The organism is Barnesiella sp. An22 (assembly GCF_002159975.1).
GTDB classification, from domain to species: Bacteria; Bacteroidota; Bacteroidia; order Bacteroidales; family Barnesiellaceae; genus Barnesiella; species Barnesiella merdigallinarum.
The window spans coordinates 246,465-262,227 of sequence record NZ_NFJR01000003.1; the positions used below are offsets into that span (position 1 = coordinate 246,465).

Here is a 15,763-nt window from a genome sequence, read left to right on the forward strand (position 1 = left end):
TCGAATTGCAAATAATTTTTGTAAAAAAACTGCATTAAGTCAAAAGAAATATACAATAAGACTAAATAATATGAGACTTTCGGGGCCGTATCGGGTGAAAAAAAGATTGAACAGCCACCCGAAAAGGCCGGCCGGAAAGAGCTGTCTCCACAGGGTGAAGGCAGCCATCGGTCCCCTCAAATCCTCCCCTCCCCCCAAAAACAGTCACGGCGAACCTTGCGGCCCGCCGTGACTTTATGCGGTATATAAAACGTATATTTATGCCATAAACTTGCGATAGCGCACCCGGTGGGGCTCCACATCGCCCAGGCGTTTCTTCTTGTTCTCTTCGTACTCGGAATAGGAACCCTCGAAGAAGAATACCTTCGAATCGCCCTCAAAGGCGAGTATGTGGGTACAGATGCGGTCGAGGAACCAACGGTCGTGCGAGATGACGACGGCACAGCCGGCAAAATTCTCGAGACCCTCCTCGAGTGCCCGCAGCGTGTTCACGTCGATGTCGTTGGTAGGCTCGTCGAGCAGCAGCACGTTGCCCTCCTCCTTGAGCGCCATGGCCAGGTGCAGGCGGTTACGCTCGCCACCCGAGAGCACCCCGATGAGTTTCTCCTGGTCGGCTCCCGTGAAGTTGAATCGCGACAGATAAGCCCGCGCATTCATGTCGCGACCTCCCATGCGGAAGGTGTCGAGACCGCCCGACACTACCTGATAGACGGTCTTGGCGGGGTCGATGTCCTTGTGGGTCTGGTCTACGTAGGCAATCTTCACCGTCTCGCCCACCTCGAACGAACCCTTGTCGCACTGCTCCTGCCCCATAATGAGCTTGAAGAGGGTGGTCTTGCCGGCTCCGTTGGGACCGATTACCCCCACGATGCCGTTGGGCGGCAGCACAAAGTCGAGGTTGTCGAAGAGCAGCTTGTCGCCGTAAGCCTTGGCCACACCGTGAGCCTCGATCACCTTGTTGCCCAGACGGGGACCGTTGGGGATAAAGATTTCGAGCTTCTCTTCGCGCTCCTTCTGGTCCTCGTTCAACAGTTTGTCGTAGGAGTTCAGACGAGCCTTACCCTTCGACTGGCGGGCCTTGGGAGCCATGCGCACCCACTCCAGTTCGCGCTCGAGGGTCTTGCGACGTTTGCTGGCCTGCTTCTCCTCCATCTCCATGCGTTTGGTCTTCTGCTCGAGCCACGAGGTATAGTTGCCCTGCCAGGGGATACCCTCGCCGCGGTCGAGTTCGAGAATCCAGCCGGCCACATGGTCGAGGAAGTAACGGTCGTGCGTGATGGCGATAACCGTACCGGGATACTGGTGCAGGTGCTGTTCGAGCCAGTCGATCGACTCGGCGTCGAGGTGGTTGGTAGGCTCGTCGAGCAGCAGGATGTCGGGCTGTTGCAACAGCAGGCGGCAGAGGGCCACCCGGCGGCGTTCACCCCCCGAGAGGTATTTCACAAGCTGGTCTTCGGGCGGACAGCGCAAAGCATCCATCGCCTGCTCCAGCTTGTTGTCGATATTCCAGGCATCCGAGGCGTCGATATGGTCTTGCAGTTCGGCCTGGCGAGCCATGAGGGCATCCATCTTGTCGGGATCCTCGAGCACTTCGGGGTCGCCAAACGACTCGTTCACCTTTTCATACTCGGCCAGCAGGTCGAGGATAGGCTGCACGCCCTCCTGCACCACCTCCTTCACCGTCTTTTCGGGGTCGAGCTTGGGCTCCTGCTCGAGGTAACCCACCGAGTAGCCCGGCGAGAATACCACTTCGCCCTGGTACGACTTCTCCACCCCGGCGATGATTTTCAGCAGGGTCGATTTTCCCGAGCCGTTGAGACCGATAATACCGATCTTGGCCCCGTAGAAAAACGAGAGATAAATGTCTTTCAATACTTGTTTGTGGGGCGGGAACATTTTGCTCACGCCCACCATCGAGAATATAACTTTCTTGTCGTCGGCCATATAAAAGCAGATAAGAAGATTTTGAAATGAGTTTTATTTTTTGACGGGTGCCGCTTTCACCCGATAGTCGCAACGTACGCGTCCCTTGATGATGTTGACCAGCTTCGACTTGATGAGCTGCTTGCGTATGGGCGAGATGCGGTCGATGAAGACCTTGCCCTCCAGGTGGTCATACTCGTGCTGTACCACACGCGAGAGATAGCCCTCGATCACCTCGTCGTGAGCCACAAAATCCTCGTCGAGCCACTTGAGGTGAATCTTCTCGATGCGGGGCACCGGCTCGTGAATGCCGGGCAGGCTGAGGCAACCCTCCTCGCGGGTCTGCTTGGGACCATCCTCGAGCACCTCGAGCACGGGATTGATGAGGGTCAGCTTCTTGCCCTCGCAGTCGGGGAAGTATTCGGCCATGGGGCTGGCATCGATGACGATGAGCCGTATCGACAGACCTATCTGCGGAGCTGCCAACCCGATACCCTCGGTGGCATACATCGTTTCATACATGTTGGCAATCAGCTCCTTGAGCTGGGGGTAAGAAGCATCGATCTCTTCGGTCTCCTTACGAATGACGGGGTGTCCGTACAGGTAAACAGGTAATACCATATCTTATTGTTTTTTACTTTCCAAATAATCTCTGAGGATAATCGTAGCGCTTATCTCGTCGACAAGCTCCTTGTTGCGGCGGGCCATCTTGGGCAGACCGCCGTCGAGCATGGCCCGATGAGCCAGCACCGAGGTGAACCGCTCGTCGAAAAACTCGACAGGCACCTGCGGGAACAGTTTCTTGAACCGGTTGACAAAGGGGGTGATGTAGCGCATGCTCTCCGACGGCTCGTTGTTCATCTGCCGCGGCAGCCCCACGACCACCCGCTCGACCTCCTCGCGCTGCATGTATTGCGTGAGGAACTCGATGAGTTGCGACGAAGCGACGGTAGTCAAACCGTTGGCGATAATCTGCAGCGGGTCGGTCACCGCGATACCCGTGCGTTTCTTGCCATAATCTATTGAAAGTATTCTGCCCATAATGCTGGTGCAAAGATAGTGAAAGGCGAGAGCAGAGGCAAATGGAAAACAAAGTTTTCAACATTTGACTATGCCGAGCCGAATCCTATCTTATGAAAAGATAGTGAAAGGCGAGCGGAGAATAAAATATCGAAACTCTGTTTCAAATATTTTTTATCCTGAGCCGACTCCTGTTTTCGTGGAACAAAGATAGTGAAAGGAAAAAACTGAAACAAACAGAAATCACCGTTTTCATTTGCCTCGGTTCGTCTCTTTCATTATCTTTGAACACTCGTTTGCGGTTGCCTGCCAAGGGGACGGCCACCCAACGGGTAACCATATCGTACACTTTGCTTATTTATTTGAAAACATACACACAATTATCACGCCATGAAGCGACATTCGATCTATCGTAAATTGTTTTTTATCAGTGCTATCTTCTGCGGGCTTCCGCTATTTGCCAAGTTTTCGCCCGTCGACTATGTGAACCCGCTCGTGGGTACCCAATCGAAATACGAACTCTCTACCGGCAACACCTACCCGGCCATTGCCATGCCGTGGGGCATGAACTTCTGGACCCCCCAAACCGGCGATATGGGCGACGGCTGGACCTACACCTACACGGCCGACAAGATAAAGGGCTTCAAACAGACTCACCAGCCCAGCCCCTGGATGAACGACTACGGACAATTCTCCATCATGCCGGTGACCGGCGGCGTGGTCTTCGACCAGAACCAGCGGGCCAGCTGGTTCTCGCACAAGGCCGAGGTGGCCAAACCCTACTATTACAGCGTCTATCTGGCCGACCACGACGTAACTACCGAGATGACGGTGACCGACCGGGCGGCTCTCTTCCGCTTCACCTTCCCCGAGGAGGCCAACTCGTACGTCGTTGTCGATGCCTTCGACCGGGGTTCGGCCGTGAAAATCATTCCCGAGGAGAACAAAATCATAGGCTACTCGACCCGCAACTCGGGCGGTGTTCCCGAGAATTTCAAAAACTACTTTGTCATCGTCTTCGACAAGCCGTTCAAGTTCACGGCCGTGGCTCTCGACAACGCCATCAAGACCAACCAAAACGAGGCCCGGGGCAACCACGCCGGAGCCATCGTGGGATTCTCGACCCGCCGGGGCGAACAGGTGCACGCCCGGGTGGCCTCGTCGTTCATCAGCCCCGAGCAGGCCGAACTGAACCTGAAGGAGCTGGGCGACGGCAACTTCGACCGCATGGTCAAGCTGGGTAAGAAACGGTGGAACCAGGTGCTGTCGCGCATCGAAATCGACGACACCCGCATCGACGACCTGCGCACCTTCTACTCCTGCCTCTACCGCTCGGTACTCTTCCCCCGCACCTTCTACGAAATCGACGCCGTGGGCCGGGCCGTCCACTACAGCCCCTACAACGGCCAGGTATTGCCCGGCTACATGTTTACCGACACCGGTTTCTGGGACACCTTCCGCTCGCTCTTCCCGCTGCTCAACCTCGTATACCCCTCGATGAACCACAAGATGCAGGAGGGGTTGGTCAACGCCTACCGCGAGAGCGGATTCCTGCCCGAATGGGCCAGCCCGGGCCACCGCGACTGCATGATTGGCAACAACTCGGCCTCGATTGTAGCCGACGCCTACGTCAAGGGCATACGCGGATACGATATTGAGAAACTGTGGGAGGCCCTGAAACACGGAGCCAACGCCCACCTCGAGGGGACGGCGTCGGGCCGCGTGGCCTTCGAGGCCTACAACCGCCTGGGCTATGTGCCCAGCAACATAGGCGTGGGGCAGAGCGTGGCCCGCACGCTGGAGTATGCCTACAACGACTGGTGCATCTACACCTTGGGCAAACGGCTGGGCAAACCCGACAGCGAAATCGACATCTACAAACAGCGCAGCCTCAACTACCGCCAGGTATACAACCCGCAGGAACGGCTCATGGTGGGCCGTGACGACCAGGGCAACTTCAACCCCCAGTTCCAGGCAACCGACTGGAGCGGCGACTTCTGCGAGGGGAACAGCTGGCACTGGAGCTTCTGCGTGTTCCACGACCCGCAAGGGCTCATCGACCTGATGGGCGGTGCCTCCGTCTTCAACCACATGATGGACTCGGTATTCGTCATGCCCAGCTACCTGGGTATGGAGAGCCGCGACATGATTCACGAGATGCGCGAGATGCAGGTGATGAACATGGGCCAGTATGCCCACGGCAACCAGCCCATCCAGCACATGGTCTACCTCTATAACTACTCGGGCCAACCGTGGAAAGCCCAGAGCCGCATCCGCGAAATCATGCACAAGCTCTATGCCGCTACCCCCGACGGCTATTGCGGCGACGAGGACAACGGCCAGACCTCGGCCTGGTACATCTTCTCGGCCCTCGGGTTCTACCCGGTTTGCCCCGGCACCGACCAGTATGTGCTGGGCACACCCCTCTTCAAGAAGGCTCTCCTGCATCTCGAGAACGGCAAAACCCTCACCATCGAGGCCCCGGGCAACAGCGCCGAGACGCCCTACATCCGCTCCATGAAGGTAAACGGCAAGGGCTACGACCACAACTACCTCACCCACGAGACCCTCAGCCAGGGCGGACGGGTGCAGTTCGTCATGGACTCGAAGCCCAATCGCAAGCGGGGAACCAATCCGGCCGATGCCCCCTATTCCTTCTCTTTGGAGAATGAGTAAAATGTCGTATATTTGAACACCAATATTCACATTATGCCAAACCGTATTGTCAAGTGGACGGGAATCGTGTCGGTTCTCGTTCTGGCGCTGGGCCTTTACGGCTGCCAGCCCAAAAGGAGCTGCACGTTTACCGTGGCCTCCTACAACCTGAGAAATGCCAACGCCGGCGACTCAGCTCAGGGCGACGGCTGGGGCCAGCGCTGTGTAGTCATGGCCGACCTCATCCGGTTCCACGACTTCGACCTCTTCGGCACGCAAGAGGGGCTCAAGCATCAGCTCGATACGCTGAAGAACCGCCTGCCGGGCTTCGACTACATAGGTGTGGGCCGTGACGACGGTGGAGAGCAGGGCGAACATGCCGCCATCTTCTACCGCACCAGCCGTTTCGAGCTGCTCGACCACGGCGACTTCTGGCTCTCCCAGACGCCCGACACCCCCAGTGTGGGCTGGGATGCCGTCCTGCCCCGTATCTGCACGTGGGGTCACTTCAAGGATAAGGAGAGCTCGCTCGAGTTCCTCTTCTTCAACCTGCACATGGACCACATCGGCAAGGAGGCCCGCGTCGAGAGCGCCTACCTCGTGCAACAGAAAATGAGGACGCTGGGCCAGGGGCTGCCTGTCATTCTCACCGGCGATTTCAACGTAGACCAGACCCACCGCTCCTACCGGGCTCTCACCGAAAGCGGTGCCCTGCGCGACGCCTTCGAGGCGGCTCGGCTGCGCTATGCCCTCAACGGCACCTTCAACGGCTTTGCCCCCAATAGTTACACCCGCAGCCGAATCGACCACGTGTTCGTGTCGCCCGATTTCCAGGTGCAGAAGTACGGTGTACTCACCGACAGCTACCGCACCATCCGCCACGACAGCGGCAAGGCTCAGGTCGAGGACTACCCCGAGGAGATCGACATCGAGGCCTATCAGGCCCGCACCCCCTCCGACCACTTCCCCGTGATGGTGGTGCTCGAGACACCGGGCCGTCATTAAACGAAATCTCTATTTACTAATCATTATTTTCACTAACCTATTTTTTATGAAAACTATCGCAAAAATAAGCTGCTTGTGCGTAGCCCTCGGTTGCGGGGTATCCTACACCCAGGCAGCCACCGCTCCCGTGGCTGTTGCCCGTCAGGACAACACCCGCGTGCAGTACACCAGCCAGCGCCCGCAAGAGCGTCTGTTCGTGTCAAGTGCCGTAGAGAAACAGATCAAACGGGTGAATGCCCTGCTCACCAACGCCCGCCTCGCCTGGATGTTCGAGAACTGTTTCCCCAACACGCTCGACACCACCGTACACTTCGACGGCAACGACGACACCTTTGTATACACCGGCGACATCCACGCCATGTGGCTGCGCGACTCGGGTGCCCAGGTATGGCCCTACGTACAGCTGGCCAACGAAGACCCGCAGTTGAAGAAGATGCTGGCCGGCGTCATCAACCGCCAGTTCAAGTGCATCAACATCGACCCCTATGCCAACGCCTTCAACATGGGCCCCACCGGCGGCGAATGGATGAGCGACCTCACCGACATGAAACCCGAACTGCACGAGCGCAAATGGGAAATCGACTCGCTCTGCTACCCCATCCGCCTCGCCTACCACTACTGGAAGGTGACGGGCGATGCCTCGGTCTTCGGCGACGAGTGGATCAACGCCATCACCCACATCCTGCGCACCTTCAAGGAGCAACAACGCAAAGAAGGCGTGGGCCCCTATAAGTTCATGCGCCGCACCGAGCGGGCTCTCGACACGATGACCAACATGGGTCTGGGCAACCCCGTGAAACCCGTGGGGCTCATCTGCTCGGCCTTCCGCCCGTCGGACGACGCCACCACCTTCCAGTTCCTCATCCCCTCCAACTTCTTCGCCGTCACCTCGCTGCGGAAGTCGGCCGAGATTCTGCGCACCGTCAACCACAACGAAGCGCTGGCCCGGGAGTGCACCGACCTGGCTCAGGAGGTAGAGACCGCTCTGCAGAAATATGCCGTGTACAACCACCCGAAATATGGTAAAATCTACGCCTTCGAAGTCGACGGTTTCGGCAACCAGCTGCTCATGGACGACGCCAACGTGCCCAGCCTGCTGGCCATGCCTTACCTGGGCGATGTAGACGCAGACGACCCCATCTACCAGAACACCCGCCGCTTCGTCTGGAGCGAAGACAACCCCTACTTCTTCAAAGGTAAGGCCGGCGAAGGCATCGGCGGTCCCCACATCGGCTACGACATGGTATGGCCCATGAGTATCATGATGAAGGCCTTTACCAGCCAGGACGACCAGGAAATCAAAGCCTGCATCGAGATGCTGATGAAGACCGACGCCGGTACGGGATTCATGCACGAGTCGTTCCACAAAGACGACCCCAACAACTTCACCCGTCCCTGGTTCGCCTGGCAAAATACACTGTTTGGCGAACTCATCCTCAAACTGGTGAACGAAGGCAAGGTCGATTTGCTCAACAGCATCGACATCCAATAACTCCACGAAAATGTTAAGAGAAATGTTCCCGACCCCAAAATCGGGAGCATTTCTCTTTCTTTCTTTTAAAACAGAGCTCTTATCTTTAAAAAAGAGTTAAACAGAGAAACTTTTTCGCCAAAAACATGTTGTACAACATATAAAAGCACTATATTTGCACTGTGTTTTTCATGGTATTAGATTTAAGGTTAACAAAGATTGGTTGTCGTGAGACAATCAATTTTTTTTTTGTACCTGCCCCAACGACATTTATCCCTGCACAAATACCCCCCTCTGACCCGAAGCGGCCAGATGCCCTCACCGGGTGATACACCGGTCGTATCATTCTGTTCCCGATACCACATGCTGCAAGAAGATGCAGTTCCCCTTGTCGCCCACCGGTATATCCCGGCACATGCACCTCATCGCATAGACCTACACACCCCATAAAAAAAGAGGGTGACCCAAAAGTCAAAGACTTTAAAGGGTCATCCTCCTATAACATACAAGGGGTATCTCAACTCTCCCCTTCCTCTCTGGTGCGGACGACGGGACTCGAACCCACACGTCGCAAGACACTAGATCCTAAGTCTAGCGCGGCTACCAATTACGCCACGTCCGCAAACGACGGCACAAATATACAAGAAGTTTACCTATTATACAATGAATCGGGTTACAAAGTTTACCCGCAGCAAGGGTGCACCGCCCCTCACGCTCCACCCGTAGCGATATAGGCGATGGCCCGGTCGAGAATGGAGTCGTGCCCCTGGGAGGCCTGTTCCAGATCCATGTCCATCTTGAAGCCTTCGGTAGGAGCCACTCCAAACTCGGTGTGCTCGCGATTCACGTCGTATATGGGCGAGGCCGAGAAGCGGATGCTCCAGCCGTTGGGCAGCTCCGACGAAAAGGGCAACCCGCTGCCGCCGCCGGTAATATCGCCCATGACTACGACATTGGGCAACGCCTTCATCACCGACACGAAGTTGTTGGCCGCACTGAATGTACCCCGGTTGGCCAGTATCACCACCGGCTTTTGGTACCGGATGCGGTTCGAAGGTTTGTATTTGATGGGATAGAGTTCCGAGAAATCCTGATGCCCGGGCCCAGTCTTGTGCGAGATATAGCCCACAAGCGTCTCCTGATTGATGAAGCGCGAGACGAGAGTCTCGACATTCGACAGCGAACCGCCACCGTTGCTGCGCACATCGATAATCAGTCCCGTCGAAGTGGCCAGATAGGCCAGTATCTGGTCGAGGTTACCCTCGCCGATAGCACTCGAGAAGCTGCCGTAGTACATGTACCCCACGTTCTGGGGCAGAATCTTGTATTTGATACCGCTCGTATAACGGTAGTCGAAGTTGAGGTAATACTCGTCGACGAGCCGCTCCTGATAGTTCTCGGGCGAGTTGTTCAGCCAATCCCAATAGCGCGACGTATTGTGGGCCGAAACCAGATTCACATGGCCGTCTTTCAACTCCATGAGCATGTCGCCGCACACGTCGAAGAGCTCTTCCGAGGTCATCCGCTCGGTCAGTTTCTTGCGGTATTTCATGCCCACCTGGCTCCAGTCTATATCCTTATATTCGAAGAAACAGTACCGCTCGTCGAGAATGGTCCACAGCGCATCGAAGTTGCCGTAGGGGTCGTCTTCGAAAACCTCGACCTTGTGGCACGACGAGAGCAGAAGGAGCGAGAGAATCGACAGCAGCAATCCTGTTTTTACCGATATGTGTTTACGTTTCATAACCTATTTTCCTTTTAATAATAGAGCGACACTACCCGACGGGCCGGAGGGGCCGAACGGAATATCTCGCCCGAGATACCCAACACGAACATGTGGTTGAGCACCTGGGTGTCGATGTGGTTGACGTGGGTCGTGCGCATCAACTGCCGGTATCCCAACCGCAGAGCCATCTTGCCCAGGTGAAGGTCTACCGAGAGGTAGTTGCGCAGGTCTACCCGGTTGTGCCACGCCCCGAACTGGACAATACCGCCGGTATTGCCTATGTAGAACATCTCGTAGTAGGATTGACCGAAGGCCGGCGAGAAGTAGGCACCCACCACCGGCAGCGACACCTGATAGCGGAAGGTGAGCGGCAGCCGCCCCACCCGCAGGTGATACGAAGCCATAGCCGTGGCGCCCAGGTCGATAGCGGCCTTGGCCGTAGCCGGATTGTTGGAGTTGCGCTGGTTGTAGAGCCCGCCCAGCGTGAGGGCCGCCTCACCGCCACCGGCCAGCCACAGGCCGTCGAGCAGTTGCCAGCGACGCAACATGGCAAACGAATAGTCGAGGTAGAACGAGAGCATGGAACCACTGCCCGACTCGTTGGTCATCGTGGCAAAATTGGCCAGCACATTGTGACGGGTAAACCATTTTTCGGGAGCGAAACTCGCCGCCCGCAGCCGTTCGTAACCCAACGCCACGTCGAGCCCCCGATAACGGATAGGCGACAGATAGGTATCGAGCGCGCTCTGCCGCCCGATTTCGAAGGTAACGGCAGTCGCTACGGGGCGCAACGGCTCTTCCTCTTGCAGCTTTTCCTGCAACGGTTCCGAGACCGGTTCCCCGGCCCGCAGGCAACCCGGGAATAAAAGCGCGGCCCCCAACAGAGCGCACAAAAGTGACTTACGTGTTGTCATAATCAAAACAGTGACATTTGTCCCGAGGGATTATCCTCCGGAGTATCTACCCGATTTTCGGGGTTGGTTTCGTCGGTCGGGATTTCACCCTCGGCCGTCTCATCCTCCTCGCGACGCAACGGTTCCAGTTCGCGAATCTCGGCCACCGCATAGGTGGTGAGCCGCTTGCCCTTGGCCTTGAAACCCTTCACGGCAATGAAGTCGGTAGCCTCAACCACCAGCGGCTCGCGGAAGGCATCGCCCTCGCCGAAGGTCACCTCGATACGCGGATAGGCGGTATCGGTCATCAGCAACAGACGCGAGGCGGGATTGTCGCCCAGGAAACTCTGCTTGCGGCTGCTCGGCTCGAAAACAAAGCGCTTGAGGTAGGGATACCCCTGCGAAGCGTCGAAGAGCGCCACGGTCCACACCTTGTCGGGCTCGAACTTCTCGATGCGCAGGATATTGGAGTCGTAGTGGTTGGTAGCGTCGGAGGTAGTGGTGCAATACTCGCCGTTGTCCAGCACCACCAGCACCTGGTCGTCGCCGTGGAACTCGCCCAGGTATTCGCCCCGGCCGTCGTAGTTGAGGCGCAGCACGTCGCGGTCGAACCACACCTTGCGGCCGCCCAGCGTAGAACCGCCCCGCTCCTTGAGCGAGATGCGGTGAATCTCGTTTTTGGTCAGGATATTGCCCATCGACTGGCGCCCCTTGATGGCGATTTCGCTGAAATCGCGGTCGACAAAGAGGGTCTTCATGCGAGGCTTGGGCACGAAGGTAACCCGCAGCACTTCGGCCTCGCCGTTGGGATTGGCCGAGAACCACACGACCCGCGACCCGGGCTTGCCCTGCGTGAGGTCATACTCCTTGTCGCGCGTCACGCCCGTCACGGCAAACCGCTTCATGTAGTGGAGCCCCGCCTTGCCATCGCGGTAGACCACGTTGTAGATGGTGCGGTTGTCGTTCTTCTTGAAGACGGCGATATGCAGCAGATTCTTGCCCACAAACATCTTTTCGCTCACCTTCACCACCTTGTACTTGCCGTCGCGGTAGAAGAGGATGATGTCGTCGATGTCGGAGCAGTTGCACACAAACTCGTCCTTCTTCAGCGAAGTACCTATGAAACCCTCCTCGCGATTGATGTAGAGCTTCTCGTTGGCCTCGGCTACCTTGGTCGCCTCGATGGTATCGAAGCTGCGCACCTGAGTGAGACGCGGATAGCGACTGCCATACTTCTCGCGCAACGAGTCGTACCACTTGATGGTGTAGTCGACCAGATGCTCGATGTCGTAGTCGATGCTGGCTATCTGCTCACGCTTGGCGGCAATGAGCTCGTCGGCCTTGTCGGAGTTGAATTTGAGGATACGCGCCATCTTGATCTCCATCAGGCGGAGAATATCGTCGCGCGTCACCTCGCGGATAAACGAGGGTTTGAAGGGTTCGAGCCGGTGGTCGACGTGGGCAATGGCCTCGTCCATCGTGCGGCTCTCTTCGAACTCGCGGTCCTTGTATATGCGGTTTTCGATAAATATCTTTTCGAGCGAAGCAAAGTGCAGCACCTCCTGCGCCTCGCCCTTCTGGATGAGCAGCTCCTGGTGCAACAGCTCCTTGGTATTCTCGACACTGATGCGCAGCAGGTCGCTCACGCTCATGAAGTGCGGCTTGTCGTCGTTGATGACGCAGCAGTTGGGCGAGATGCTCACCTCGCAGTCGGTGAAGGCGTAGAGGGCATCGATGGCCTTATCGGACGAGGTGCCGGGAATGAGGTGTACCAGAATCTCGGCGTGCTGCGCCGTGTTGTCGTCGACCTTGCGGATTTTGATTTTGCCCTTCTCCTGCGCCTTGAGTATCGAATCGATGAGCGACGAGGTGGTTTTGCTGTACGGAATCTCGACAATCGAGAGGGTGCGGTTGTCGATTTTCTCGATTTTGGCGCGCACCTTCACGCTGCCACCCCGCTCGCCGTCGTTGTATTTGGTCACATCGATGTAGCCGCCGGTCTGAAAATCGGGGTAGAGATGGAACTCCTCGCCCCGCAGATAGGCCACGGCCGCCTCCAGAATCTCGTTGAAGTTGTGAGGCAGAATCTTCGACGACAAACCTACGGCAATACCCTCGGCCCCCTGGGCCAGCAGCAAGGGGAATTTCACCGGCAGTGTCACCGGCTCCTTCTTGCGGCCGTCGTACGAGAGTTTCCACTCGGTCGTCTTGGGATTGAACACCACGTCGAGGGCAAACTTCGAAAGGCGCGCCTCGATGTAACGGGGAGCTGCGGCCGAGTCGCCCGTGAGGATATTACCCCAGTTTCCCTGGCACTCGACAAGCAGATCCTTCTGCCCCAATTGCACCAGCGCATCGCCGATAGAGGCATCGCCGTGGGGGTGGAACTGCATGGTATGGCCCACGATATTGGCCACCTTGTTGAAACGCCCGTCGTCGAGCAGTTTCATGGAGTGGAGGATACGCCGCTGTACCGGCTTCAGACCATCGGACAGGTGCGGAATGGCCCGCTCGAGAATGACGTACGAGGCATAATCGAGGAACCAGTTCTGAAACATGCCCGAGAGTTGGAATTTGGTATCGGGCTTGTCCGGTGTAGGTACTTTGTAAGTCGAGTGCGACGCTGTCGAATCTTCGTTTTCGCCAGCGGGTACTTGGGGCATATCTTCTTCCTGCGGTGTGGTTATATCGTCGCTCATGGGCAAATTTTGGATTTTGAAACGGGGAAAGCGCATGCTCAAGTGCATGCCCTTTTTATTTTTTAAAGAAATGTATTGCTACATTCCCCTGCAAAAATACAAATTTAATCGAAAAAAATCATTTACTTTGTGCTCTAAAATAGCCCGATTAAGCGATAAATCGAGCCAAAAAATGCAAAGATAACACGAAAAGCAAGCAATAAACCTACAAAGAAATGGCACAAGAAGACGTTTTCAAAAAATTGGTATCACACTGTAAAGAGTATGGTTTCGTATTCCCCTCGAGCGAAATATACGACGGTCTGGCCGCCGTGTATGACTACGGTCAAATGGGAGTAGAACTGAAAAACAACATAAAGAAATACTGGTGGGACAGCATGGTGCTGTTGCACGAAAACATCGTGGGCATCGACTCCGCCATCTTCATGCACCCCACCATCTGGAAGGCCTCGGGTCACGTCGATGCCTTCAACGACCCTCTGATTGACAACAAGGATTCCAAGAAGCGTTATCGCGCCGACGTCCTCATCGAAGATTGCATCGCCAAGATGGACGAGAAAATCGAGAAAGAGGTCGAGAAGGCTGCCAAACGGTTTGGCGACTCATTCGACGAGAAGCTCTTCAGAGAGACCAATCCCCGCGTGCTCGAGCACAAAGCCAAACGCGACGAGCTGCACGCCCGCTATGCCAAGGCGATGAACGACGTCGACTTGAACGAACTGCGTCAAATCATCCTCGACTACGATATTGTGTGCCCCATCAGCGGCACGAAAAACTGGACCGAGGTACGCCAGTTCAACCTGATGTTCTCGACCGAGATGGGCTCGACAGCCGACGGTTCGATGAAGGTCTACCTGCGTCCCGAGACGGCTCAGGGTATCTTCGTCAACTTCCTGAACGTACAAAAGACGGGCCGCATGCGCATCCCCTTCGGTATTGCCCAGATAGGCAAAGCTTTCCGTAACGAAATCGTAGCCCGCCAGTTCATCTTCCGCATGCGCGAGTTCGAACAGATGGAGATGCAGTTCTTCGTACGTCCCGGCGAAGAGCTCAAGTGGTTCGAGCAATGGAAACAGACCCGTCTGAAATGGCACAAGGCTCTGGGCCTGGGCGACCAGAAATACCGCTTCCACGACCACGAGAAGCTGGCCCACTATGCCAACGCCGCTACCGACATCGAGTTTGAGATGCCGTTCGGGTTCAAGGAGGTAGAGGGTATCCACTCGCGCACCAACTTCGACCTGAGCAACCACGAGAAGTTCTCGGGCAAGAAGATTCAATATTTCGACCCCGAACTGGGCGAATCGTACACCCCCTACGTCATCGAGACCTCGATTGGCGTAGACCGCATGTTCCTGAGTGTGATGGCCGCCGCCTACTGCGAGGAGCAGCTCGAGGGTGGCGACAGCCGCGTAGTGCTGCGCCTGCCGGCCCCGCTGGCTCCCGTGAAAGCTGCCGTGATGCCGCTGGTCCGCAAGGACGGTCTGCCCGACAAGGCCCGCGAAATCATCAACTCGCTGCGCTTCGACTTCAAGTGCCAGTACGACGAGAAGGACTCGATCGGTAAGCGCTACCGTCGTCAGGATGCCATCGGTACTCCCTTCTGCATCACCGTCGACCACCAGACTCTCGAAGACAACACCGTGACCGTACGTTTCCGCGACACCATGGAGCAACAACGTGTGGCCATCGACCAGCTGCAGAGCCTCATCGGCGAACAGGTGAGCATGAAATCGTTATTGAAAAAAGTAGCAGAATAAACTATAAAATTGTTGAATATGAGAAATTTCATTCGAGCCATTTTTGCCATCGTCATCGTTGCCTCGTTCTCGTCGTGCAGCTACAACAGCATAGTCGAAGCCGACGAAAACATAAACGCGCAATGGGCGAAAGTAGAGAACCAGTATCAACGACGTGCCGACTTGGTGCCCAACCTCGTCAACACCGTCAAGGGATATGCCTCTCACGAAAGCGAAACGCTCGAAGCCGTGATTGCTGCCCGCGCCAAAGCGACGCAAGTCACCGTCGACCCGGCCAACCTCACCGAAGAGAACCTGCAAAAATACCAGGCCGCTCAAGGCGAGTTGTCCAGTGCATTGGGTAAACTGCTGGCCATCACCGAGAACTATCCCGACCTGAAGGCCAACCAGAACTTCCTGGAACTGCAGGCCCAGCTCGAAGGCACCGAAAACCGCATCGCCACCGAGCGGTCGCGCTACACCGATGCCGTGAACGCCTACAACCAGAAGATTCGCAAATTCCCCGCACTCATCACCGCCAAGCTCTTCGGGTTCGACCCCAAGCCGCAGTTCAAGGCCGAAGAGAGTGCAGCCCAGGCACCTGTCGTAGAATTTTAATCAATAGCTCTAAA

The 15,763-nt window shown here is 56.3% G+C and carries 10 protein-coding genes, 1 tRNA gene and 1 pseudogene; 5 read left to right on the plus strand and 7 right to left on the minus strand.

The features are described 5' to 3' along the window. Positions 1-258: 258 nt before the first annotated feature. The 3 genes from ettA to ruvX are packed head-to-tail and all read right to left on the minus strand — an operon-like array spanning position 259 to position 2,964. A complete protein-coding gene (gene ettA / locus B5F38_RS05045; RefSeq protein WP_087408218.1) occupies positions 259-1,944 on the minus strand; it encodes an energy-dependent translational throttle protein EttA in 1,686 nt (561 codons plus the stop codon). A gap of 33 nt (positions 1,945-1,977) precedes the next feature. Beyond that, entirely contained in the window at positions 1,978-2,544 is a 567-nt protein-coding gene (def, locus tag B5F38_RS05050) for a peptide deformylase (RefSeq protein ID WP_087408219.1), read from the minus strand. Between the two features lie 3 nt (positions 2,545-2,547). After that, entirely contained in the window at positions 2,548-2,964 is a 417-nt protein-coding gene (gene ruvX / locus B5F38_RS05055; protein WP_087408220.1) for a Holliday junction resolvase RuvX, read from the minus strand. A gap of 369 nt (positions 2,965-3,333) precedes the next feature. Here ruvX and B5F38_RS05060 point away from each other — a divergent pair, with 369 nt between their 5' ends. The 3 genes and pseudogenes from B5F38_RS05060 to B5F38_RS05070 all read left to right on the plus strand — a co-directional run. Beyond that, positions 3,334-5,619, plus strand: coding sequence for a GH92 family glycosyl hydrolase (locus B5F38_RS05060; RefSeq protein ID WP_087408221.1), 2,286 nt, complete (start codon positions 3,334-3,336; stop codon positions 5,617-5,619). A gap of 33 nt (positions 5,620-5,652) precedes the next feature. Beyond that, complete coding sequence (locus tag B5F38_RS05065; protein ID WP_087408289.1) at positions 5,653-6,603, plus strand: endonuclease/exonuclease/phosphatase family protein; 951 nt, start codon at positions 5,653-5,655, stop codon at positions 6,601-6,603. 175 nt (positions 6,604-6,778) lie between these two features. Then, a pseudogene (locus tag B5F38_RS05070) lies at positions 6,779-8,095 on the plus strand (glycoside hydrolase family 125 protein); the annotation flags it as partial. 516 nt (positions 8,096-8,611) lie between these two features. Here the strand turns inward: B5F38_RS05070 and B5F38_RS05075 are convergent. The 4 genes from B5F38_RS05075 to B5F38_RS05090 all read right to left on the minus strand — a co-directional run bounded on the left by B5F38_RS05075 (position 8,612) and on the right by B5F38_RS05090 (position 13,392). Beyond that, positions 8,612-8,696 (minus strand) — tRNA-Leu (locus tag B5F38_RS05075). A gap of 87 nt (positions 8,697-8,783) precedes the next feature. Beyond that, on the minus strand, positions 8,784-9,818 hold the full coding sequence (locus tag B5F38_RS05080) for a S41 family peptidase (protein ID WP_087408223.1): 1,035 nt from the start codon (positions 9,816-9,818) through the stop codon (positions 8,784-8,786). Positions 9,819-9,832: 14 nt separating this feature from the next. Next, complete coding sequence (locus B5F38_RS05085) at positions 9,833-10,714, minus strand: DUF3316 domain-containing protein (RefSeq protein WP_087408224.1); 882 nt, start codon at positions 10,712-10,714, stop codon at positions 9,833-9,835. A gap of 2 nt (positions 10,715-10,716) precedes the next feature. Continuing rightward, entirely contained in the window at positions 10,717-13,392 is a 2,676-nt protein-coding gene (locus B5F38_RS05090; protein WP_087408290.1) for a DNA gyrase/topoisomerase IV subunit A, read from the minus strand. Between the two features lie 215 nt (positions 13,393-13,607). Between B5F38_RS05090 and B5F38_RS05095 the strand changes: the two genes are divergently transcribed. Together B5F38_RS05095 and B5F38_RS05100 are read left to right on the plus strand one after the other, a co-directional pair. Then, positions 13,608-15,152 (plus strand): glycine--tRNA ligase, encoded by a 1,545-nt coding sequence (locus B5F38_RS05095; protein WP_087408225.1) that lies wholly within the window; start codon positions 13,608-13,610, stop codon positions 15,150-15,152. A gap of 18 nt (positions 15,153-15,170) precedes the next feature. After that, positions 15,171-15,749: a LemA family protein gene (locus B5F38_RS05100; protein WP_087408226.1), complete on the plus strand. Its 579-nt coding sequence runs from the start codon at positions 15,171-15,173 to the stop codon at positions 15,747-15,749. Positions 15,750-15,763: the final 14 nt, after the last annotated feature.